Origin of the sequence: Rhizobium sp. NPDC090279, assembly GCF_044769665.1 — a bacterium.
In the GTDB taxonomy this organism is placed as follows: Bacteria; Pseudomonadota; Alphaproteobacteria; order Rhizobiales; family Rhizobiaceae; genus Rhizobium.
In genome coordinates this window covers 270,695-292,823 of sequence record NZ_JBIVYI010000007.1, presented here as the reverse complement: position 1 = coordinate 292,823, position 22,129 = coordinate 270,695, and the positions used below count along the sequence as shown (strand labels likewise).

20 protein-coding genes are annotated in these 22,129 nt (G+C 61.9%); 9 read left to right on the top strand and 11 right to left on the bottom strand.

Annotated features, from left to right (window positions below; all coding sequences use genetic code 11):
- The first annotated feature begins 38 nt into the window (after window positions 1–38).
- On the top strand, window positions 39–1,109 hold the full coding sequence (locus tag ACIQWP_RS19475; RefSeq protein ID WP_402790668.1) for an ABC transporter ATP-binding protein: 1,071 nt from the start codon (window positions 39–41) through the stop codon (window positions 1,107–1,109).
- Here the strand turns inward: ACIQWP_RS19475 and ACIQWP_RS19470 are convergent.
- The 5 genes from ACIQWP_RS19470 to ACIQWP_RS19450 form a co-directional block, all read right to left on the bottom strand.
- Window positions 1,106–1,483 carry a DUF427 domain-containing protein gene (locus ACIQWP_RS19470; protein ID WP_402790665.1) on the bottom strand — a complete coding sequence of 126 codons (378 nt, stop codon included), beginning with the start codon at window positions 1,481–1,483 and terminating at the stop codon, window positions 1,106–1,108. The two genes, ACIQWP_RS19475 and ACIQWP_RS19470, sit on opposite strands and share 4 nt — an antisense overlap.
- A 196-nt stretch (window positions 1,484–1,679) precedes the next feature.
- A complete protein-coding gene (locus tag ACIQWP_RS19465; RefSeq protein WP_402790662.1) occupies window positions 1,680–2,336 on the bottom strand; it encodes a TetR/AcrR family transcriptional regulator in 657 nt (218 codons plus the stop codon).
- A gap of 150 nt (window positions 2,337–2,486) precedes the next feature.
- Entirely contained in the window at window positions 2,487–4,361 is a 1,875-nt protein-coding gene (locus tag ACIQWP_RS19460; RefSeq protein WP_402790659.1) for a M23 family metallopeptidase, read from the bottom strand.
- Window positions 4,362–4,493: 132 nt separating this feature from the next.
- Window positions 4,494–5,852 (bottom strand): Nramp family divalent metal transporter, encoded by a 1,359-nt coding sequence (locus ACIQWP_RS19455; protein ID WP_402790656.1) that lies wholly within the window; start codon window positions 5,850–5,852, stop codon window positions 4,494–4,496.
- A gap of 416 nt (window positions 5,853–6,268) precedes the next feature.
- Window positions 6,269–7,057, bottom strand: coding sequence for a tryptophan 2,3-dioxygenase family protein (locus ACIQWP_RS19450; protein WP_402790653.1), 789 nt, complete (start codon window positions 7,055–7,057; stop codon window positions 6,269–6,271).
- A 111-nt stretch (window positions 7,058–7,168) separates the two neighbouring features.
- Here ACIQWP_RS19450 and ACIQWP_RS19445 point away from each other — a divergent pair, with 111 nt between their 5' ends.
- Window positions 7,169–7,639 carry an Lrp/AsnC family transcriptional regulator gene (locus tag ACIQWP_RS19445; RefSeq protein ID WP_402790650.1) on the top strand — a complete coding sequence of 157 codons (471 nt, stop codon included), beginning with the start codon at window positions 7,169–7,171 and terminating at the stop codon, window positions 7,637–7,639.
- Between the two features lie 49 nt (window positions 7,640–7,688).
- On the opposite strand, the gene ACIQWP_RS19440 is transcribed toward ACIQWP_RS19445, so the two are convergent.
- Window positions 7,689–8,324, bottom strand: coding sequence for a TetR family transcriptional regulator (locus ACIQWP_RS19440; protein WP_402790647.1), 636 nt, complete (start codon window positions 8,322–8,324; stop codon window positions 7,689–7,691).
- A gap of 201 nt (window positions 8,325–8,525) precedes the next feature.
- Here ACIQWP_RS19440 and ACIQWP_RS19435 point away from each other — a divergent pair, with 201 nt between their 5' ends.
- Together ACIQWP_RS19435 and ACIQWP_RS19430 are read left to right on the top strand one after the other, a co-directional pair.
- A complete protein-coding gene (locus tag ACIQWP_RS19435) occupies window positions 8,526–9,695 on the top strand; it encodes an efflux RND transporter periplasmic adaptor subunit (protein ID WP_402790644.1) in 1,170 nt (389 codons plus the stop codon).
- The gene (locus tag ACIQWP_RS19430) at window positions 9,695–12,853 is read left to right on the top strand and encodes an efflux RND transporter permease subunit (RefSeq protein WP_402790641.1); all 3,159 of its coding nucleotides are present in this window, start codon (window positions 9,695–9,697) and stop codon (window positions 12,851–12,853) included. The genes ACIQWP_RS19435 and ACIQWP_RS19430 overlap by 1 nt, the downstream gene beginning before the upstream one ends.
- A gap of 21 nt (window positions 12,854–12,874) precedes the next feature.
- On the opposite strand, the gene ACIQWP_RS19425 is transcribed toward ACIQWP_RS19430, so the two are convergent.
- The 3 genes from ACIQWP_RS19425 to ACIQWP_RS19415 form a co-directional block, all read right to left on the bottom strand.
- Window positions 12,875–13,282: a type II toxin-antitoxin system VapC family toxin gene (locus ACIQWP_RS19425; RefSeq protein ID WP_402790638.1), complete on the bottom strand. Its 408-nt coding sequence runs from the start codon at window positions 13,280–13,282 to the stop codon at window positions 12,875–12,877.
- Between the two features lies 1 nt (window position 13,283).
- Window positions 13,284–13,517 (bottom strand): AbrB/MazE/SpoVT family DNA-binding domain-containing protein, encoded by a 234-nt coding sequence (locus tag ACIQWP_RS19420; RefSeq protein WP_402791008.1) that lies wholly within the window; start codon window positions 13,515–13,517, stop codon window positions 13,284–13,286.
- Window positions 13,518–13,606: 89 nt separating this feature from the next.
- The gene (locus ACIQWP_RS19415) at window positions 13,607–14,221 is read right to left on the bottom strand and encodes a hypothetical protein (RefSeq protein ID WP_402790635.1); all 615 of its coding nucleotides are present in this window, start codon (window positions 14,219–14,221) and stop codon (window positions 13,607–13,609) included.
- 322 nt (window positions 14,222–14,543) lie between these two features.
- On the opposite strand from ACIQWP_RS19415, the gene ACIQWP_RS19410 reads away from it, so the two are divergent.
- Entirely contained in the window at window positions 14,544–14,696 is a 153-nt protein-coding gene (locus ACIQWP_RS19410; protein ID WP_402790633.1) for a hypothetical protein, read from the top strand.
- Between the two features lie 19 nt (window positions 14,697–14,715).
- Here the strand turns inward: ACIQWP_RS19410 and hutC are convergent, their stop codons facing one another.
- Both hutC and ACIQWP_RS19400 read right to left on the bottom strand, forming a co-directional pair.
- Window positions 14,716–15,435 carry a histidine utilization repressor gene (gene hutC, locus ACIQWP_RS19405; protein ID WP_402791005.1) on the bottom strand — a complete coding sequence of 240 codons (720 nt, stop codon included), beginning with the start codon at window positions 15,433–15,435 and terminating at the stop codon, window positions 14,716–14,718.
- Between the two features lie 193 nt (window positions 15,436–15,628).
- Entirely contained in the window at window positions 15,629–16,972 is a 1,344-nt protein-coding gene (locus ACIQWP_RS19400) for a formimidoylglutamate deiminase (protein WP_402790630.1), read from the bottom strand.
- 101 nt (window positions 16,973–17,073) lie between these two features.
- Between ACIQWP_RS19400 and hutI the strand changes: the two genes are divergently transcribed.
- From hutI to ACIQWP_RS19380, 4 genes are read left to right on the top strand one after another with little or no spacing between them, the layout of a single operon-like run.
- Window positions 17,074–18,330, top strand: a complete 1,257-nt coding sequence (gene hutI / locus ACIQWP_RS19395; protein WP_402790628.1) for an imidazolonepropionase — start codon at window positions 17,074–17,076, stop codon at window positions 18,328–18,330.
- Entirely contained in the window at window positions 18,327–19,862 is a 1,536-nt protein-coding gene (gene hutH / locus ACIQWP_RS19390) for a histidine ammonia-lyase (RefSeq protein ID WP_402790626.1), read from the top strand. Before hutI ends, hutH begins: the two co-directional genes overlap by 4 nt.
- A gap of 1 nt (window position 19,863) precedes the next feature.
- Window positions 19,864–21,549, top strand: coding sequence for a urocanate hydratase (hutU, locus tag ACIQWP_RS19385; protein ID WP_402790624.1), 1,686 nt, complete (start codon window positions 19,864–19,866; stop codon window positions 21,547–21,549).
- Window positions 21,550–21,551: 2 nt separating this feature from the next.
- Window positions 21,552–22,115 carry a HutD family protein gene (locus ACIQWP_RS19380; RefSeq protein WP_402790621.1) on the top strand — a complete coding sequence of 188 codons (564 nt, stop codon included), beginning with the start codon at window positions 21,552–21,554 and terminating at the stop codon, window positions 22,113–22,115.
- The last annotated feature ends 14 nt before the right edge of the window (window positions 22,116–22,129 follow it).

The following is a 22,129-nucleotide window of genomic DNA, read 5'->3' as shown; positions in this document are numbered from 1 at the left end:
GCACTTTTCCTGGAATTGCTCTTACTGGAGCAAAAACCATGGCATCCGTCGAACTGCACAACATCCACAAGGCCTATGGCGCGCTCACGGTCATCCATGATATCTCGCTTTCGATCGACGACGGCGAGTTCATAGCGCTGGTCGGCCCCTCGGGCTGCGGAAAATCGACGCTGCTGCGGATGATCGCCGGGCTCGAGGAAATTACCGACGGCGATGTGTCGATCGGCGGGCAGGTGGTCAACGCCATGACGCCGCGCGAGCGTAACATCGCCATGGTCTTCCAGTCCTATGCCCTCTATCCGCATATGACGGTCGCCGAGAACATGGGCTTCAACCTGAAGCTCTCGGGCCAGACCAAGCAGGTCATCGAACAGCGGGTCAGCGAAGCCGCCCGCATGCTCGATTTGACGAAGCTGCTCGACCGCAAGCCGGCGCAGCTTTCCGGCGGCCAGCGCCAGCGCGTCGCCATGGGCCGCGCCGTCGTGCGCAACCCCGCCGTCTTCCTGTTCGACGAGCCGCTCTCCAACCTCGATGCGAAGCTGCGCGTGCAGATGCGCTCGGAGATCAAGGCGCTGCACCAGAAGGTTCAGACCACCTCCGTCTACGTGACCCATGACCAGATCGAGGCGATGACACTCGCCGACCGCATCGTCGTACTGAACCAGGGCAAGATCGAACAGCAGGGCACGCCGATCGAGCTTTATCGCAAGCCGGCCAATCTCTTCGTCGCCGGCTTCATCGGCTCGCCGGCGATGAACTTCCTCGATGGCGTGGTGGATGGCGTCGATGGTGCGCCGGCCGTGCGGCTGAAGGACAGCACGCCGATCCGCATCGCGGGCGAGCGCAAGGTGAAGCCGGGCCAGAGCGTCAAGATCGGCCTCAGGCCCGAGCATCTAAGCCTCGCAAGCAACGGCTCTCAGCTCAGCGGCCAGACGCTGCTTGTGGAGCCGACGGGCGCGCAGACGCATGTGCTCTTCGATCTCGCAGGCGAGCAGGTGACGGCCGTCGTCGATGGCGAGGCGCCGGTGCGCTATGGCCAGCCGCTGAATGTTTCGATCAGCCCGGAACAGGTCTACGTCTTCGACGCGTCGAGCGGACTTGCCCTTTAGGTCACGATGTCGATCACGTCGACTCGGTCGGGATAGAACGCCATATAGTCCTTGATCCCGCTGACCGAGGGATACGGATTTTCGTAGGTCCAGATGGCGTTCACCGAGCGCTCGCCGCCGGCCGGAATGCTGTAATAGGAGCACTCGCCCTTGTAGGGGCAATAGGTTTCGTGATTGGTCTTTTCCAGCAACGACATGTCGACATCCTTTCGGGGGATGTAGAGCACGGCCGGATAGGACGCTTCCTTGAGCGACAGCGCCTCGCGCGTGTCGGCAATCACCTTGCCGGCGACCGAAACGGTGACATGCGCCTGCTTCTTCTCGATCGTGATCGGATGATCAGGACCGGGGATCTTGACCAGCTTTTCGGACATTCTTGTTCTCCTCAGCTTTGATGAAAGTAGGCGAAGCTTGGTTCTGTTTTGCCTATATGTCCGGCCCCTCACCCCAACCCTCTCCCCGCATTACAGGGAGAGGGTTGGGGTGAGGGGCCAAGCACGAAACTGCGGTAGCAAGAAACTCGCCTGACGATCTCGGTTTAAAAGCATATAGGAAGCGTCCTGCCGATTATCAGGCCTCTTGCTGCGCCCGCGTTTTCGGGGCGCCCCAGCGCAGGCCATCCATCAGCAGCCGCACGAGGCGGCGGGACCGGTCATACCATTCCGGTGAGCTGGGCGTCGAATAAGTGCCTGACAATGCGTGCAGCACATCGGTACTGTCGACATCGGCGCGGATCGAGCCGGCGGCTACTGCGCGGTCGATCAGGCTTGAGAGCACGATCGGCACCTTGCCGTAGCTGTCGGCAAAGAGCTTGGAGTTGCTGTTGACAAGGATGCGCAGGCTGTCGGCCATGCCTCGTTTCGTCGCGATGTATCCGACGAAACGGTTCATCCACTCCTCCAGAGCCTCATCGGGCGCGCGCTCGCGCGAAAGCTCTTCGGCGGCATCGCACAGCGCTTCGACTTCATGACGATAAACCGCTTCCACCAGGTGTTCGCGGCTCGGAAAATGGCGATAGAGCGTGCCAATCCCGACATCGGCGCGCCGCGCTATGTCTTCCAGGGAGGCTGCGGTGCCGTGGCTGGCGAAGGCCTGCGCTGCGGCTTCGATCAGCTTGTCATAGTTGCGTCGCGCATCGGCGCGCAGTCGCCTGCTTTCATTCGGCAGCATGGGTTTTCGTTCCGGCAACGGCTTGCGCGCCAATTTCTGCTCCTTGCGGATTGCCATATGGCGATACCCGGTATCCCGTCAGATAGTGCGCGGCGATATCTTCTCCATGGCGACGTACAGGAAGATTGTTATCGCATTCGGCATGAAGGCGCCATTGTCGCCTGCGGCAATCGGAAGGGACAGTCCGTGCGCGGATTTCCGGCCGGCTTAGGGAGAAGGTGCGCCGAAATGGTTCGGCCCCAGGCCCGGTCCCCAATTCGGTCCCATGTTCGGACCGAAGTCAGGCCCTGCATCAGGTCCCGGATCGAAGCTGGCAAAGGGGGCGGGGGAATTGTCGCGAGCCGGTGGAACATCGAGATAGCTCATGATGTTCTCGACGTGGCTGACCTGCGAACGCAGGCTGTCGAGCGATTTGCCGGTCAGGTTGGTGCCGGCGGGCAATTGCGCCGTCAGAGGGTTTTCGTAGCGGCCGTTGACGCGTAGCTCGTAATAGAGGTGCGGGCCGGTGGAGTAGCCCGTCGAGCCGACATAGGCGATGATCTGCCCTTGCGTGACGCGCTGGCCGACGCGCAGATCCGATGGCGTCGCGGAAATATGGGCGTAGGTGGTTTCATAGCCGCCGTCGTGACGGATACGAACATATTTGCCGTAGCCGGTTTCCCAGGAGATCTTCTCGACGACGCCGTCGCCGGCAGCCTGGATCGGGCTGCCCATCGGCGCGCGGAAATCGACGCCGTTGTGGAACTTCTTCACGCCCAGAATGGGATGGATGCGCCAGGCAAAACCGTCGCCGAGCGTGCCGTTCGGCACGGGGCGGTGGACGAGCGACTTGGCGATCGAATGGCCGCGTTCATCATAGAACTCCGAGGGGCCTTCGCCCTCATTCTTGTGCAGATAGAAGCGATGCGTGTCGCCATCGGCATGGAATTCAATGAACATCAGCTCGCTGCGGCCGTCGTCCGCCTTGCGGAAGAGCAGATCGACGCTATCGGGAGCGTCGTCGATGCTGGTCAGTGAAATGCCCTTGGCCTTGGCGAGCTTCATGAGCTGCGAGGCATATTCCTTGCTTAGACCGGCTCTTTCGAGCTTGGTGCTGACCGCCGTCTCGTCGGTTTCGTCGACGCCCTTGAGATCGACCGCCGCAACCTCCGTTGAAGACGGAGCGTCGACCTGGCTTTCGCTGTAGAGCGTGGAAAACAGCCTGTCATTGGCCATCGCAACGAAACCATTGGCATCGTCGCGGGCGACGACGCGCTCCGGCGTCTTGTCGCCGCTCAAGCGCGCCATGATCAGCTTCGGGCGGGCATTGGGGCCTTTTTTCTCAAGCAGCAGTTCCAGGCTGTCGCCGGGGGAAACCGTGTCGGTTTCCAGCGCGCGCTGCAGTTCGTCGCCGGCATCGCTGCTGAGGCCTGCGGATGCCAGAATGTCCTGCAGATCCTGCTTGTCCTTCGGCATGGAAACGAGCCTGTGGAACTCGCGGCCGGTTTCGCCGGTCGTCGCGCGCGATACGCTAACGTTCAGCGGCACGCCGCGAACGGGGAAGCGAGAGCGGCGCACTGCATCGTAACGCGTGCTGCTCTGCGGATAGATGCCGTGGCGGATATCCGAAAGCGACGGCGGCGAAAACACGATGTTGTCGGCGCGCTCATCGCCATAAGAAGCGTTCATGGCGCCGGCATTGGCGCGCACGAGGGCGGCTTCGTCGGATTTGAAGACCAGTGTCGTGCGATGATAGGTGAAAATGCGGGTTTCGCCGCTGGACAGCTTTTCGGCCACCTGGGCAAAGCGGGAGCCGTCGAAGCGCTGCTTTGCGGCCAGCCGGCTGGCTTTACGCATGGCTGGCTGAGGGCGCGCGAGCTGGCTCGTATGCACCGGCACGGCCTGTTCGATCGTGTGCCGCGCCAGCAGCGGATAGAGCACGGTGGCGAGCAGGCCGAAGGATGCGGTGCCGGCGAGACCGATGGCGATCAGATGGCGCAGATGCGCAGAGCGGGGCAGAAAGGGAATATGAAAATCGTGATGCGGCCGCGCCTGCATCGCAGCTTCTGCAGGAAATTGGACGCGCAATGGACTTTCGGCCATGAAGTGAGGAACCCTGCAGATAGCGGTGGGCCCAAACTAGGGCAAATCATGGCAAAATCTAGGCAAATATTACGAGGCCGTTAATTGCCGTGATCGTCCACAGGCCCAGATTCGCGCGTTAACAATGATTCGTCAACCGAAGATGGTGTCGTAGAGCAGTTTGAGGTTCAGCACCAGGATGATCGCGGCGATTGTCCATGAAAGAACGGCGACGCTTCTGGAGACGGTGAAACTGCCCATTTTCTCGCGATTCGTCACGAATTGGACCAGGGGAATGACCGCGAAGGGTAGTTGCATCGACAGGACGACCTGGCTCAGTACCAGCAGGTTCGCAGTGCCTTTTTCACCATAAATGGCGGTCACGAACACAACCGGAATAATTGCGAGGCCACGGGTCAAAAGTCGCCTTGCCCAGTGCGGAATCCGCAGGCGGAGAAAGCCTTCCATGACGATCTGGCCGGCCAGCGTCGCCGTCACGGTCGAGTTGAGGCCGGAGGCCAGCAGCGCCACGGCAAACAGCGTCGAGGCGATGCCGAGGCCGAGCAACGGCGACAGCAGCTCATAGGCCTGACCGATCTCGGCCACATCGGAGTGGCCGCTTGTGTGAAAGGCGGCGGCTGCGACGATCAGGATCGCGGCATTGACGAAGAGCGCGAGCATCAGCGCGACGGTGCTGTCGATCGTTGCCCATTTGATCGCATCGCGGCGACCCTCCTCGGTGCGCTTGTAGGCGCGGGTCTGCACGATCGACGAATGCAGGTAGAGATTATGCGGCATGACCGTCGCGCCGATGATGCCCATGGCGATGTAGAGCATCGCAGGATTGGTGACGATTTCGGGCGAGGGGATGAAGCCGTCGAGGATCGCCGCAACGGGCGGTGCGGCGGCGGCAATCTGCACAGCAAAGCAGGTGGCGATGACGATCAGCAGCGCGATGACGAAGGCTTCGAGGTAGCGGAAGCCCTTGTTCATCAGCAGCAGCAATAAAAAGGCGTCGAGCGCGGTGATCAGCGCGCCGCCGATCAGCGGGATTCCGAAGAGCAACTGCAGCGCGATGGCCGTACCGATGACTTCGGCAAGGTCGCAGGCGATGATGGCGAGCTCGCAGGCAAACCACAGCGCCAGATTGACCGGCCGCGGATAATGATCCCGACAGGCTTGCGCAAGATCGCGGCCGGTGGCGATGCCGAGCCTTGCCGAAAGCGCCTGTAGCAGGATCGCCATCAGGTTCGACAGCATGATGACGGTGAGAAGCGTGTAGCCGAACTGCGCGCCGCCGGCGAGGTCCGTCGCCCAGTTGCCGGGGTCCATATAGCCGACCGAGATCATGTAGCCCGGCCCGACGAAGGCGATCAGGCGCCGAATCCAGCTGCCGGTATGGGGAACCTTAACCGTTGCATTGACTTCGGGAAGGCTTGGACGGTCGTCCTCGTCGCGGCTGGCAAACTGCCACGCGCGCCGCTCCGTGGCGGCTTCCTGAATTTGCGTCATGCTGTGCTCCGGGAGGATCGAACTGTGAGGTTACTAAATAAATATGCCGGTTATCAGAATTATGCAATAGGCTATATTTCAATGGTTGTTGCATTTTTTTGGCTGAAAATGCCGGCCTTTCCGTCATTCGCCTCGGCTAATGACCATGTCGTTTCAACGCGGCGGTTGGCGCCTTGCGAGCTTGAGCTTGCGAAGAGAGAATCCGGGGAGTGCGGCGCTTCGGCAAAAGATGCCGGTCGAGCCTTGAAGCGTCGGCCCACCTGGAGCGGAGGCTCGGAGAAGCGGCATCGCGAGATCTGCGATGCTGCGCTCGATATCGACGTGGCCGCAGGTCTGATTGCGGCTTTGGTCTTGTGCAAGCGGGAAAGCCTTCCGCTCGATATCCAAGTCGGCGGAAGGCGGTCTTCGGTCGAGGCCTATTCGGCGGCGTCGTGCTTGGAAATGGAATCGCGGACGACGCCATATTCGCTGCCCCAGCGATCGGTCATCTCGGCGCGAATGTCCCAGAGATCCGGAAAGAAGCGATGGCGCGCGCCGGCCTGCAGCAGCTCGACCGGCCGGCCCTTCAGCGATTTCGAGCCGAGCCCGATGGAGCGCTGGATCAGATACATGTGGTTGGCGCGGAATTTCTGAAACAGCTCATCATATTCCACCAGCGCTTCGGCGACGACATAGCTGTCGCCATGATCGTATTTGCCGTCATAAATATCCTCGACCGTCAGGCCGGGGATGTCGAGATAGTTCGTCTTGAAGGCGTGCCAGAGATCGGGCGGCATGCGCAGCAGGAATTTGAAGCCGGGCGATTCCTGGCCGCTGCCATTGCCGAGTTGCAAGCGGACTTCCTGGTATTCCCTTGGCGACATGGTTTCGAGAAGATCGAGCTGGGCCGTCATCATGCGCACGATCCGATGCACGCGGCCCATGAGGGTGACGACGCGATGGGTGTTGCGCTCCTCCATGAAGGCGATGACATCGACCAGCGTATAGGCCATCAGCTTCATCCAGAGTTCTTCGACCTGGTGAACGATCTGGAACTGCAATTCGTCGCCGTTGACCATGCCGTTCAACGGCTTCTGACAGGCGAGCAGCTTGTCGCATTGCAGGTAAACGCCATAGTCGCGCATTTCGGGCGCCTCGATGCGCGCGTAATAGTCTTTCTTCTCCATCTTCGTTCCCTTTAGTTCCGGCTCTCGGCCGTCAAGCATGTTTGCTCCTTTTCAAGGATACGAAATTTGGCTTGAACATTGTTCCTATTTGTCATTCAAATTTGGAGATATAGAGTACGATTGTTCGTTGTGGACTAGATGGAGAGAACGATGGAGTTGGACGCGCTCGACCACAAGATCATTACCGCGCTGGAGGCCGACGCCCGCATCTCCTTTGCCGCGCTTGCCGATCTGGCCGGTCTCAGCAAGACGCCCTGCTGGAAGCGGGTGAAGGCGCTGGAAGAGGCGGGGGTAATCAGGGGATACAGGGCGCTTCTCGACCCGGCCCGGCTCGGCTTCGGGCTGGAAGCCTTCGTCCAGGTGTCGATCGATGTCGAGCGCTTCGATGCCTTCGAGGCCGCGGTGCGCCGCCATCCGTTGATCTGGCGCTGTCATGCGACCACCGGCGAGGCCGATTATCTCCTGCATATCCTCGCGACCGACATGGCCGCACTCGACCGGCTGCTGCGGCAGGAGCTCAACCGGCTCCCGGGCGTCCGGCATACGGTGACATCGATGTCGACGCGGGAGATCAAGTCGGACATCTCTCTTGCCGAAGCCATGCGTCACGTCGGCGCCTGAGGCGCCTTGCGATCCCTCGGCTTCGCTTCCAGCGTTTCAGCTTTTGTCCCTATCGGAGGCCGCCAGCGGCTTTCGTGCTGCGCATGGAGGCGATGAGGCTGCGTATCAGCCGTTCGCCGATATCAACGAGGGAAAAGGACTTGCTGGATCGGAGCCATTCGGCCAAGAGGCCGTTCATCGAGCATTGGATGGCGCGGGCGGCGCTATCGGCCGTCCATAGCGGCGCGAGCGGGCTCTGTTGGTCGGCCATCTCGATCAGCCGCGTCAGCTTGCCGAACATTTCGTGATTGGCGGTCACTATTCTCTGGGCCGCATCCGACAGGTGCTCCGTAAACTCGCAGCCGAGGATCATGATGGCGAAGACGCGCTGCTGCTGTTCGTCGTTGACAAGGGTCTGCAGGACCTGGATGGCGCCTTCCTCGATCAGCCCAAGCGGATCGTCATGGCCATGCTCGATCGCATAGTCGACGATGGTTTCCTGCGGCAGGCGGATTTCCTTGTGCAGCGCCGTCAAGACCTCGGCCTTGTCCTTGAAATGCCAGTAGATCGCACCGCGCGTTACGCCGGCGCGCTGGGCGATCTTTTCGAGGCTCGAGCCGCTGACGCCGTTCTCATAGAAAATCTCGGCGGCTGCAGTCAGGACTTCCTCTCTGGTCTTGGCTGCCTCTTCCTTGGTTCTGCGCATGCTCCTCCTCGAAGTTTCCGTAAGACGAAAGGGGGCATTCGTCTCACTCTATATGTTTGATTTTATATCCTAATATCTGAACGCCGCATGAGGTTCCCGATATCGGCCATAAAAGTCACGTCGATTTGATATTTACAATCATTCATGGATGTTTGTATATTGCGGCGCAACAAAAATGTCGAATCTCGCGGTGATTTTCCCATGACGACGCATAAATCTCTCCTTCTGCGCAGCGGTCTCCTTGCAGCCGGGCTGTTTATTTTCTGCGCTTTCCCCTCCCTTGCGCAGCAGGCTGGACAGATGCCGCCGCCGCAGGTGACGGTGATCGACGTCAAGCCCCAGACCGTGGCGCTGTCTTACGAATATGCTGCGCGCATCTCCGCCTTTAGGCAAGTCGATGTACGGGCCCGCGTCGGCGGTATCCTGTTGAAAAGAAACTTTGTCGAAGGCGCCGAAGTGAAGGCCGGCGACGTGCTCTTCCTGATCGATCCCGCCTCCTATCAGGCGGCGCTCGCCCAGGCCAAGGCGCAGCTTCAGCAGGCGCAGGCGCAGCTTGAGCAGGCGCAGCGCGAGGAAAAGCGCAACATCAACCTCTTCGGGCAGAACGCCGCGACACAGAAGGCGCGCGACGATGCGGTTTCGACACGGCAGCTGGCAGAGGCGTCGGTTGCGGCCGCGCAAGCCCAGGTCCAGACGGCGCAGCTCAATCTCGACTATACGCAGGTCACCGCCCCGGTCGGCGGCATCACCAGTCTCGAGCAGGTCTCCGAAGGCAGCCTCATCGGCACGACGGGCGATACCGGCCTGCTGACCAGCATCACGCAGCTCGACCCGGTCTACGTCAACTTCTCCTTCTCGGATGCGGAAGCTGCCGAAGTGCGCCGGCTTATCGACATGAAGAAGGCCAAGGGCGAGGCGCCGAACCTCGGCGTCAAGATCTCCTTCGGCGACGGCACGAGCTACGACCATGACGGCGTCGTCGACTTCACCTCCTCCACGATCGACGTATCGACGGGAACCTTGCAGGCCCGCGCCGTGGTCGACAATCCCGATCGCCGGCTGCTGCCGGGCCAGTTCGTGCGCGCCAAGGTGACGGGCGTTTCGCTCGACAACGCCATCACTATCCCGGAAGTCGCCTTGATGCAGAGCCCGCAGGGCCAGTTCGTCTACACGATCGATCAGGACGGCAAGGCGCACGTCAATCCGGTGACGCTCGGCCAGAAGGTCGGCAGCAGCTGGCTGGTGCTTTCAGGCCTCAAGGCCGGCGACAAGCTCATCACGGAAGGCATCATCAAGGTGCGTCCGGGCGCACCGGTGCAGGCGACGGCAGATGCAACGCCTAAAGACGCGAAGAAGGTGGCGCAGAACTGATGTTAGGCAACAGATTCTTTATCGATCGCCCCGTTTTCGCGGCGGTGATCTCGATCGTCATCCTGCTCGCGGGCGCCGTCTGCATCCGTATCCTGCCGATCGCGCAATATCCGGAACTGACGCCGCCGCAGGTCGTGGTCACCGCGACCTATCCCGGCGCCAGCGCCGAGACGGTGGCGCAGACCGTTGCCGCTCCGCTGGAGCAGCAGATCAACGGCGTCGAAAACATGCTCTACATGCAGTCGACGAACTCCAACAGCGGCGCGATGCAGATCACGGTGACCTTCGCGCTCGGCACGGACCCGGACCAGGCGGCAATCAACGTCAACAACCGCGTGCAGCGTGCCGTTACGACCCTGCCGCAGGATGTGACGCGTCTCGGCGTCGTCGTCACCAAGCGTTCGACGTCGATCCTCGGCTTCGTGGCGATGTATTCGACAGACAGCCGTTATGACCGCACCTATGTCGGCAATTATGCGCTTTTGAACGTCATCGACGATCTCAAGCGCATTCCCGGCATCGGCGACGTCAACCTGCTCGGCGATGTCGACTATTCGATGCGAATCTGGCTGCGGCCCGACAAGCTTGCACAGTATAATCTGACGCCGAGCGATGTCGCGACCGCCATTCAGGAGCAGAACTCGCAATTTGCCGCCGGCCGTTTCGGCGACCAGCCCAGCAACAACCCGCAGGCCTTCACCTATACGGTGACGACGCAGGGGCGCCTGCCTGACGTCGACGGCTTCGGCGAGATCATCCTGCGTTCGACGAGCAATGCGGCGACGCTGAGGTTGAAGGACGTGGCGCGCATCGAGCTCGGCACCAAGAGCTATTCGATCCAGAGCAGCCTCAATGGCACGCCGGCCGTTCCGATCGCCGTCTATCTGCAGCCGGGCGCCAACGCCTTGAATACCATGGCGGCGCTGAAGTCGCGCCTCGACGAGCTGCAGAAGTCCTTCCCGCAAGGGGTCGCCTATCAGATCCCCTACGACACGACGAAGTTCATCCAGGTGTCGATCGAGGAGGTGGTCAAGACCTTCATCGAAGCCATCGTGCTGGTCATCATCGTCGTCTTCGTCTTCCTGCAGAATTGGCGTGCGACGCTCATTCCGGTCGTCGCCGTGCCGATCTCGATCATCGGCACTTTCGCGGGCATGTATCTGCTCGGCTTCTCGATCAATCTTCTGACGCTGTTCGGCCTGGTACTGGCGATCGGTATCGTTGTCGACGACGCCATCGTCGTGCTCGAAAACGTCGAGCGTCTGATGACGACGGAGAAACTGTCGCCAAGGAAGGCGGCCATCAAGGCGATGGGTGAAGTCACGGGGCCGGTCATCGCCATCGTGCTCGTGCTTTGCGCCGTCTTCATCCCGGTCTCCTTCATGGGCGGGCTGGCGGGCCAGATGTACAAGCAGTTCGCCGTCACCATCGCGATCTCGGTCACGCTATCGGGCATCGTGGCGCTGACGCTGACGCCGGCGCTCTGCGCGCTGATCCTGAAGCCCGGCCATCACGAACCGATCCTGCCGTTCCGCATCTTCAACCGCGCCTTCGAGCGGTTGACGGAAGGCTACGCAGCCGGTGTCGCCTTCTTCCTGAAGCGCGTCATCGTCGGCTGCGTGCTGGTCGCCGGCCTGCTTGGGGTGACCGGTTATCTCTTCTATACGCTACCGGGATCGCTGGTGCCGGATGAAGACCAGGGTTCGCTGTTCCAGATCGCCATCCTGCCGCCGGCGGCTTCGCTGACGCGTACCCAGGCCGTCATGGATGAGGCGCTTGTCAACACCGAGAAGCTGCCCGGCGTCGAGAACGTCTTTGCCGTCTCCGGTTTCGACCTTTTGTCGGGTGGCCTGAAGAGCAGCGCCGGCGTCGCCTTCGTGACGCTGAAGGACTGGAGCGAGCGCAAGACGCCCGAACTCGACGCCCGCAATCTCGCAGGCCCGCTGATTGGCGCCAACATGGGCATCAAGGATGCCATGGTGCTCGCCTTCAATCCGCCGCCGATCCAGGGCCTATCGACCACGGGCGGTTTCGAGGTCTACGTGCAGGACCGCAGCGGCAAGGGTGTCGCCGGGCTTTCCGAACAGGCGCAGAAGCTTGTTGCGGCCGCCTCCAAGCGGCCGGAGCTTGCGGCTGTCCGCACCACGCTCGACACCAACGTCCCGCAATTCCGCGCCGATCTCGACCGCGAAAAGGCCAAGGCGCTCGGCGTGCCGATCAACTCGGTCTTCGACGCCATGCAGGCGACCTTCGGCAGCCTCTATGTGAACGACTTCACGCTTTACGGCCGCAACTACCAGGTCAACCTGCAGTCGGAAGCGCCGTTCCGCGAATCGCCAGACGATCTGCGTCAGGTCTTCGTGCGCTCCGACAGCGGCAAGATGATCCCGCTCGACACCCTTATCAAGGTGACGCGCACGATCGGACCGGACCAGCTCGAGCGCTACAATGCCTTCAATGCCGCCAAGATCACCGGCAATCCGGCGCCCGGCTATACGTCAGGTGATGCGATCAAGGCGATGCAGCAGGTGGCGGCCGAGACCTTGCCGGAGGGATTCCAGATCGCCTGGACGGGCTCTGCCTACCAGGAGTTGGAGACCAGCGGCGCCGGCACGCAGGCGATGATCTTCGGCGTCATCATGGTGTTCCTGATCCTCGCCGCCCAGTATGAAAAATGGAGCCTGCCGCTCGCCGTCATCACCGCGATCCCCTTCGCGCTGTTCGGTGCGCTACTCGCCACCTATCTGCGCGGGCTTACCAACGACGTCTATTTCCAGATCGGCATGGTGACGCTGATCGGCCTGGCGGCAAAGAACGCCATCCTGATCGTCGAGTTCGCGGTGTTGAAACGCAAGGAAGGCATGGGTGCGGCGGAAGCCGCGCTCGAGGCGGCGCGCTTACGCTTCCGCCCAATTGTCATGACTTCACTCGCCTTCATCCTCGGCGTCGTGCCGCTTGCCATCAGCAGCGGTGCCGGTTCGGCCAGCCGCCATGCCATCGGCACCGGCGTCATCGGCGGCATGCTGGCGGCGACCTTCATCGCCACCTTCTTCATCCCGATGTTCTACCGGCTGATTGCCTGGAAACAGCCGAAGCCGCATGAGGATGACGAGGACGATGCGATCGAGCATCGCCCGCACGCGCAGGCGGCGGAGTAGGGTTTCCTGCTCTATCCCGCCTCAGCCTTCCTGCGGGCTGATGAGCGTGACAGACCGAAAATAGGTCCGGAATCGCTTTGTGTCGCGCGTCAGGAGGGATAGGCCACTGACGGCCGCATGTGCTCCAATGAAGAAATCGGGCAGGACGCCGCCACGCGTTCCGCCCGATTTTCTATATTGAGCGAAGACCTTGGCGGCGAGGAAGAGCGCCTCGCGCGGGATCGGCTCTATGCGAAGGCCGGTCTCGGCAAGCATCTCGTCGAGATCTTCGATCCTGTCGTAACGCACGGATATTTCAGCATAGACGACGTCGTTGATGCACAAAGGCCCGAGAAGGCTCGCGGCGTCGAGCTGCGTGAGCGACCAATCATACCATGCTGGGTCGTTGGTGATGACATCCAGCAGCACGTTGGAATCGACGAAAATCACGTCACTCGTCACCGCGCGTCAAAGCCATGATTTCATCCGTGGTCATTCCCTTTCCGGCGTGACCGCGAAACTTGGCAAATCGGCTGACCTGCTTGCCCGCATCCACCGGCACGACGACGATATTGCCATCGGGCAGCCGGCGAAAATCGACCTGGCTTCCGGGTCCGATTCCAAGCATGTCGCGAACGGCCTTGGGAATCGTGACTTGTCCTTTCGCTGTTACGGTCTTGCTCATCCGATCCTCGGTAATAACTTCTGAACGAGAGGTATTACTTTTGGAGATCGAGTTCAAGGCCGGCTGGCCGTGTGCCGTTCCCGCAGCGATCACATCGGCGGCGTGGTGCCGTTGAGGCCGACGGCGATGCGGTCGGCGGTAACCGTGGAATCGCCGTTGCGTTCGCCTGTGATGAAGACGCCGGCGCCGGCTTTCAGATCGGCTTTCGTTGCCGGCGCGAGCGTCACGACGGGCGTGCCATCCGGTATCTTGATCTTGCGTTCGCCACCCTTGTAGGTGAGCGTCAAGGTCGGACCATTGACGGAGGTCACGGCATTGGAGACCGTGGCATTGGTCATCGAGCTGTTCGGCTGCGAATCCCAGGGGCGGTCGCCTTCGCCGGTTCCCTTCATCGAGGCTGGGAAGATCACCACTTCGATCGCGCCATTGATGCCGCTGTCGGTCGCCTGCGAGGCGATGCCGACGAAATCGCCGGGCTTGATGTCGCTGACGGCGGCCTTGACCACGCCGCCGACATTCAAGCCGGATTTCAGCGCCACCGTGATGTCCTTGCCGTCGCGGGACTTGACCTTGAGCGTATCGCCATCAAGGCTTTCCACGGTGCCGCGCACTCTCACGCGCTCGCCGGCATCGGCGCTTTGCAGCGCGGCGAACACGGCGACGGAGAGCGTCAGCGCAGCCACGATCAGGGGTTTGCGATGCATGGGCAATGTCTCCCTTGAGTGTCGACCGTGCGATAGGCGCCGGTCGTCTGTGATGAGAAGATTGGGGCCGGTCTGCGGGATTTCCGCCACGCCGCGCAACGGCATGGGGGCATCCGCGCCGCGATCCTATGCGCCGCTTGTCTCGTTCGCCATTCAAACAAGCGTGAGACGGCCGTCTTGGCCGATGAGGCCGGAAATTCTTGGAAAAGGACGGATATTTTCCGGAACATCAAGCATTGATTAACGTTTATCGCTAGACTGCGCCGGTTATCTCGAATTCCCTATCGCGCGTTGCGCTGGGCTGGGGAGATCGGAGAACGAAATGACCGCGATTCGTCCACTTCTGATCGGAATCCTGCTGATTCTGACGTTGGTGTTGATTGCGCTCAGCATCCTGCTGGTCGATCCCGTCCAGCCTGTCCGCCAATCCGAAAGCCTTATCCCGCCACAGACCGAATCTCCGCAGCGCCCCTGAAGCAGCACCAGAAATGCGGTCAGCTTGCCGGCGTGAAGCGGGCGACAAGGCTATGGCGATCGCCGGGATAGGTGAGGCGGACGTGGGTTATCGGACCAGCCGTGCTCCATGTGCGCCGTTCCACGACGAGGCATGCCGTACCCTTCTGGATATCGAGATTCATGGCGGCGTCGGCTTCGGCTGAAATCGCGCGGATCTGGTGTTCGGCGGTGCTCCACGGCACCTGATTGAGCAGCCAGGGGCCCGGTGGCAAGGTCTCGAAATCAGCCTTTGCCGCTTCCGGCACAACGTCCAGGTTGATGACGCGATCTTCCAGACAGAAGGGACGTGCGCCGGCGTAATGGATGCAGTTGATCTCCAGCACCGGGATCGAGCCGACAAACTGCAGCCTGCGTGCGTCTTCCGGCCGCCCGCGCCGCGCGGCAAGCTTTGTCAGCCTGTGGGAATAAGACAGATTGAGCGACAGCACCTCGGACTTTATGTCGTGGATCTCAAGCACGGCGGATTGCGCTTGCGGGTGCGTGACGAAACTGCCCGAACGCTTTCGCCGCTCGATCAGACCGGCGCGTGCGAGCTGGGTCAGCACCTTGTTCACCGTCATGCGCGAGCAGTCATATTGCTCCGCCAGATCCATTTCGAATGGAATGCGGTGGCCCGGCGGCCAGGCGCCGGAAACGATCTGGCTCTCGATATCGCTGAGGATACGCTGATGCAGGGTCGCCTCTTTGACTGTGGTCATACCGCCCATCTGTTCCGTGTGAGACATGGAATTTCCCGCAAGTTATTTAGGGGCCAATCAATGGAAGGAAAAGCGGTTTCTTAGAGTCGGATGATTTTAGGTCGAAACGACCTAAAATCTGAATCCGCTCTAAAATCAAAGAAGTAGAGCATGATGTCGTCCGAAATCCCCTCACACTTTTCGGCATCATGCTCTAACCGATGAGTTCGGCCATCGTCTTGCGGAATCGCGTCGAGATTGCCTCTCTCTTCTGGTGACGGCCGCCCTCCACCTGCTTGCGGCCAAGCACCCAGACGCCGTCAATCTTGACGCCGCCGGCGAAGGTCCAGTGATCGAGAATGCGGTCGCCGGAGAGATAGGGCACGGCGCTCACATCGAGCGAAACAATGTCGGCGTGATTGCCGACGGCAAGACCTGCTGCCGCCTTCAGTGCCATGCCGCCGCCAGCCAGTGCTCCGTCGAACAGCATGCGCGCGGTCGAGCCGCCGGTTTCAGCGATGACATTGCGGGCGCGCAGTGCCAGACGCTGCGAATATTCGAGCTGTCGCAACTCTTCCGGCACTGAAATCAGGATATTCGAGTCAGAGCCGATGCCATAACGGCCGCGCTCCTCAAGGAAGAGTGGCGCCGCGAAGGCGCCGTCGCCGAGATTGGCTTCGGTGATGGGGCAAAGGCCGGCAATTGCACCGCTCTTGGCCATGCGCCGGGTTTCGTCCTCGGTCATGTGCGTCGCGTGGATCAGGCACCAGCGATCATTGACCGGGGCATTGTCGAGCAGCCACTGCACCGGGCGGGCACCGGACCAGACGATGCAATCCTCGACTTCCTTCACCTGCTCGGCGACATGGATGTGGATCGGGCCGTCGCCGGCGATCGGCACGAGCTTTGCCAGTTCCTCCGGCGTCACGGCGCGCAGGCTGTGCGGCGCGATGCCGAGTTCGGCGCCGGGGAGCCGGCTGGTGACCGCGCGGCAGCCGGCCATCAGCGCCTCGAAGCTGTCGATCGAATTGATGAAGCGGCGCTGGCCATCGATGGGGGTGGTACCACCGAAACCGGAATGGGCGTAGAAGACCGGGAGCAGCGTCAGCGCAATGCCGGTCTCGGCGCTGGCGGCGCCAATGCGCTCGGCCAGCTCGGCGATATTGGCATAGTGACTGCCGTCCTTATCGTGATGCAGATAGTGGAATTCGCCAACGCGGGAAAAGCCGGCCTCCAGCATCTCCATATAGAGCTGCGCGGCGACGGCCTCGACATGCTCCGGCGTCATCGACAGAGCGAACTTGTACATGACGGTGCGCCAGCTCCAGAAGCTGTCGTTGGCCGGGCCGCGGACTTCGGCAAGGCCGGCCATGGCGCGCTGGAAGGCGTGGCTGTGCAGGTTCGGCATTGCCGGCACCAGAACATCCTGCCTGCTGTCACCGGCTTCGGGTGCAACACCCGTCGCGATCTCGGCGATCCGGCCGCCTTCGAGGGTCAATCGCACATTCTCGTGCCATCCGTCGCCGAGCAGTGCCGAGCATGCATGAAGTGTCGTCATGGTCTCACCCTTTCCTTTTGGACGCGGAGTCCAAAATCCCTCTTGTCAGCCTTTCGATTATGTATATACATTATGAGCCAACGAGGAAAGGCGTAAAGCTGATGGGTGGGAACAATTTTTCCGAAGATGGTAAGGAGAGCGGCGTAGCAAGCCGCGTCTGGCGCAATCTCCGCCTCGCGACCTTGAAAGAGGGCGAGACGCGGCTCGGTACGATCGAGAAGGGCGCAATCCTGACGAAGGGCGGCCGTATCGTCTTTGCCGGTGATGAAGCCGACCTGCCCGATACCTCCGGTGCCGAAACGATCGATCTCGAAGGACGCTGGGTGACCCCTGGCCTCGTCGATTGCCACACACATATCGTCTATGGCGGCAATCGCGCCCGCGAATTCGAGATGCGGCTGGAAGGCGCGAGCTATGAAGAAATCGCCAGGGCCGGTGGCGGCATCGTTTCCTCCGTCAATGCGACGCGCGCGCTGTCGGTGGACGAACTCGTTGCCGTCGCGCTACCGCGCCTAGATACGCTGTTGTCCGAGGGCGTGACCACGATCGAGGTGAAGTCGGGTTACGGCCTCAATATTGAATCCGAACTGAAGATGCTGCGGGCCGCCCGGAAGCTGGAGAAAGTTCGCCCGGTCCGCGTCGTCACCTCCTATCTCGGCGCGCATGCGACGCCGGCGGAGTATAAGGGCCGCAATGGCGACTATATCGACGATGTCGTGCTGCCAGGCCTCAAGCAGGCGCATGCCGAAGGCCTCGTCGATGCTGTCGACGGTTTCTGTGAAGGCATCGCCTTCTCGACGGCGGACATCGCCCGCGTCTTCGATCTCGCCAAGTCGCTCGGCATTCCGATGAAGCTGCACGCGGAACAGCTTTCCAATCTCGGCGGTGCCAAGCTTGCCGCCTCCTATGGTGCTCTGTCAGCCGATCATGTCGAATATCTCGACGAGGATGGCGTCAAGGCGATGGCTGCGGCGGGAACGGTTGCCGTGCTCCTGCCCGGCGCCTTCTATGCCATCAACGAGAAGCAGAAGCCGCCGGTTCAGGCGCTGCGCGATGCGGGCGTCTCGATCGCCATCGCCACGGACTCCAATCCCGGCACTTCGCCGCTGACGTCGCTGCTCCTGACCATGAACATGGCTGCCACCCTTTTCCGCCTGACGGTCGAGGAATGCATTGCCGGCGCCACCCGTGAAGGCGCGCGCGCCCTTGGCCTTCTGTCGGAGACCGGAACGCTCGAAGCCGGCAAGTCGGCCGATTTCGCCATCTGGGATGTCGAAAGCCTGGCGGAGCTCGTCTACCGCATCGGCTTCAATCCGCTCCACGCTCATGTTTTCAAGGGAAAGAGGTTCAACCGATGACTGTCGTTCTCCATCCGGGCTCCGTCTCGCTGCAACAGCTGGCGACGATCTATTGGAGCGGTGAGCCGGCTAAGCTTGATGTGTCCTTTGACGCGGGTATTGCCAAGGCGGCGGCCCGCATTGCCGAGATCGCCGCCGGCAATGCGCCGGTCTATGGTATCAACACCGGCTTCGGCAAACTGGCGTCGATCAAGATCGACAGCGCGGATGTCGCGACGCTGCAGCGCAATCTCATCCTCTCGCATTGCTGTGGTGTCGGCCAGCCGCTGCCCGAGAATGTCGTTCGCCTCATCATGTCGCTGAAGCTTGTTTCGCTCGGCCGCGGTGCGTCGGGCGTGCGGCTGGAGCTGGTGCGGCTGATCGAAGATATGCTCGAAAAGGGCGTCGTTCCCGTCATTCCTGAAAAGGGTTCCGTCGGCGCATCGGGCGATCTCGCGCCGCTTGCCCATATGACTGCCGTCATGATGGGTCATGGCGAAGCCTTTTATGCCGGCGAACAGCTTTCCGGCGCGGCAGCGCTCAATAAGGCTGGCCTGACGCCGGTGGTGCTGGCCGCCAAGGAAGGGCTGGCGCTCATCAACGGCACGCAGGTTTCGACGGCACTGGCGCTCGCCGGTCTCTTCCGCGCTCATCGCGCCGCCCAGGCCGCTCTCATCACCGGCGCCATGTCGACGGATGCGGCGATGGGCTCCTCGGCGCCGTTCCATCCCGATATCCATACGCTGCGTGGCCATAAGGGCCAGATCGATACGGCCGCCGCCCTTCGCGGCCTGCTCGCCGGCTCGGTGATCCGCCAAAGCCATATCGAGGGTGACGAGCGCGTGCAGGACCCCTATTGCATTCGCTGCCAGCCGCAGGTCGACGGCGCCTGCCTCGACCTTCTGCGCTCCGTCGGCCGCACGCTCGAAATCGAAGCCAACGCCGTCACCGACAATCCGCTCGTGCTTTCGGACAATTCCGTCGTTTCCGGCGGCAATTTCCATGCAGAGCCGGTCGCCTTCGCCGCCGACCAGATCGCTATCGCGGTTTGCGAAATCGGCGCGATCGCACAGCGCCGCATCGCGCTGCTCGTCGACCCGGCACTCAGCTATGGTCTTCCCGCCTTCCTCGCCAAGAAGCCGGGCCTGAATTCCGGCCTGATGATTGCCGAAGTGACCTCGGCGGCGCTGATGTCGGAAAACAAGCAGATGTCGCACCCGGCCTCGGTCGACTCGACGCCGACTTCCGCCAACCAGGAAGACCATGTGTCCATGGCTTGCCATGGCGCGCGCCGTTTGCTCGGGATGACCGAAAACCTGTTCGGCATCATCGGCATCGAAGCGCTCACCGCCGCCCAGGGCGTCGAGCTGCGCGCGCCGCTGACGACCAGCCCGGAGCTGACCCTTGCCATTGCTTCGATACGCGCCGCCGTGCCGTCGCTGGAAGAGGACCGCTACATGGCAAACGACCTCAAGGCCGCCAGCGACCTCATCGCTTCCGGCGCACTGAATGCCTCGATCTCAACCGACATCCTGCCCTCCTTGGAGATGTGACATGACCAATCCACGCCATAATATCCGCGAAATCCGCGCTCCTCGTGGTCCGGAGCTCAATGCCAAGAGCTGGTTGACCGAAGCGCCGCTGCGCATGCTGATGAACAACCTCGATCCGGACGTTGCGGAAAACCCGAACGAGCTGGTGGTTTACGGCGGCATCGGCCGCGCCGCCCGCACCTGGGACGATTTCGACCGCATCGCCGCGACGCTGAAGACGCTCAACGAGGATGAGACGCTGCTAGTGCAGTCCGGCAAGCCGGTCGCCGTGTTCCGCACCCACAAGGATGCGCCGCGCGTGCTGATCGCCAACTCCAATCTCGTGCCGCATTGGGCGACCTGGGATCACTTCAACGAGCTGGATAAGAAGGGCCTTGCCATGTACGGCCAGATGACGGCCGGCTCGTGGATCTATATCGGCACGCAGGGCATCGTGCAGGGTACCTACGAGACCTTCGTCGAAGCCGGTCGCCAGCACTACAACGGCAGCCTCAAGGGCAAGTGGATACTGACCGGCGGTCTCGGCGGCATGGGTGGCGCACAGCCGCTGGCGGCCGTCATGGCCGGCGCCTGCTGCCTCGCCGTCGAGAGCGACGAAACCCGCATCGATTTCCGCCTGCGCACCCGCTATGTCGATGAGAAGGCATCGAGCCTCGACGAAGCGCTTGATCTGATCGAAAAGTGGACCAAGGCCGGCGAAGCCAAGTCTGTCGGCCTGCTCGGCAACGCCGCCGAAATCTTCCCGGAACTGGTGAAGCGCATGAAGGCCGGCGGCCCGCGTCCGGACATCGTCACGGACCAGACCTCCGCCCACGACCCGCTGAACGGCTACCTGCCGGCCGGCTGGACCGTTGCCGAACACAGGGCCAAGCGCGAGAGCGATCCGAAGGCCGTCGAAGCTGCCGCCCGCGCTTCGATGAAGGTGCATGTGGAAGCCATGGTCGATTTTTGGAACGCCGGCGTGCCGACGCTCGACTACGGCAACAACATCCGCCAGGTCGCCAAGGACGAGGGTTTTGAAAACGCCTTCGCCTTCCCGGGCTTCGTGCCGGCCTATATCCGCCCGCTCTTCTGCCGGGGCATCGGTCCCTTCCGTTGGGCCGCTCTTTCGGGCGATCCGGAAGATATCTACAAGACGGATGCCAAGGTGAAGGAACTCACCCCCGGCAACACCCACCTGCACAACTGGCTCGACATGGCGCGCGAGCGCATCGCCTTCCAGGGCCTGCCGGCGCGCATTTGCTGGGTCGGTCTTGGCGATCGCCATCGCCTCGGCCTCGCCTTCAACGAAATGGTCAGGAACGGCGAGCTGAAGGCGCCTGTCGTCATCGGCCGCGACCATCTCGACTCCGGCTCGGTCGCCTCGCCGAACCGCGAAACGGAAGCCATGAAGGACGGCTCTGATGCCGTTTCCGACTGGCCGCTGCTCAATGCCCTGCTCAACACCGCATCCGGTGCGACCTGGGTATCGCTGCACCACGGCGGCGGCGTCGGCATGGGCTTCAGCCAGCATTCGGGCATGGTCATCTGCGCCGATGGCACGGATGATGCGGCCCGTCGTCTGGAGCGTGTTCTCTGGAACGATCCGGCAACCGGCGTCATGCGCCACGCCGATGCCGGCTACGACGTTGCGCTCGATTGGGCCAAGCAGCAGGGCCTGCGCCTGCCGGCCATCCTGGGGAACTAAAGATGAAGCTGCTGCGCGCCGGTGATCACAAGCGCATGCCCTGGAAAAACGGCGGCGGAGAAACGGTGGAGATCGCCGTTTCGCCCGAGGGCGTGGGGCTTGCCGACTTCGACTGGCGCGTCAGCATGGCGACCGTTGCCACGGACGGGCCGTTTTCGGTCTTTCCGGGCATCGATCGCACGCTGTCCATTCTCGAAGGCGAGGGAATGACCCTCTTCATCGAGGGGCGCGAGCCGGAGCGTCTGACGCAGACAAGCGATCCGCTACCCTTTGCGGCCGATGCGCCGACTTCGGCGACCTTGATCGACGGGACGATCACGGATCTCAACGTGATGACGCGGCGGGGACGCTTCACGCATTCGGTGCGGCGCGTTTCGGTGGATGGCAATGGCGAAGTCGGTTTCGAGGGCGGGGCCAGCCTTGTTCTTTGCCATCGCGGCAATGCTGAAATCGATGGCATGGCGCTTGATGCGGGCGATTGCCTGCTTGTCACGGATGACAGTGCCGCAAGGCGCTCGATCTCCGGCAAGGCGCAGCTGTTCTGCATCGCCATCGCGGCTATATAGTTGGCTATCTGCCG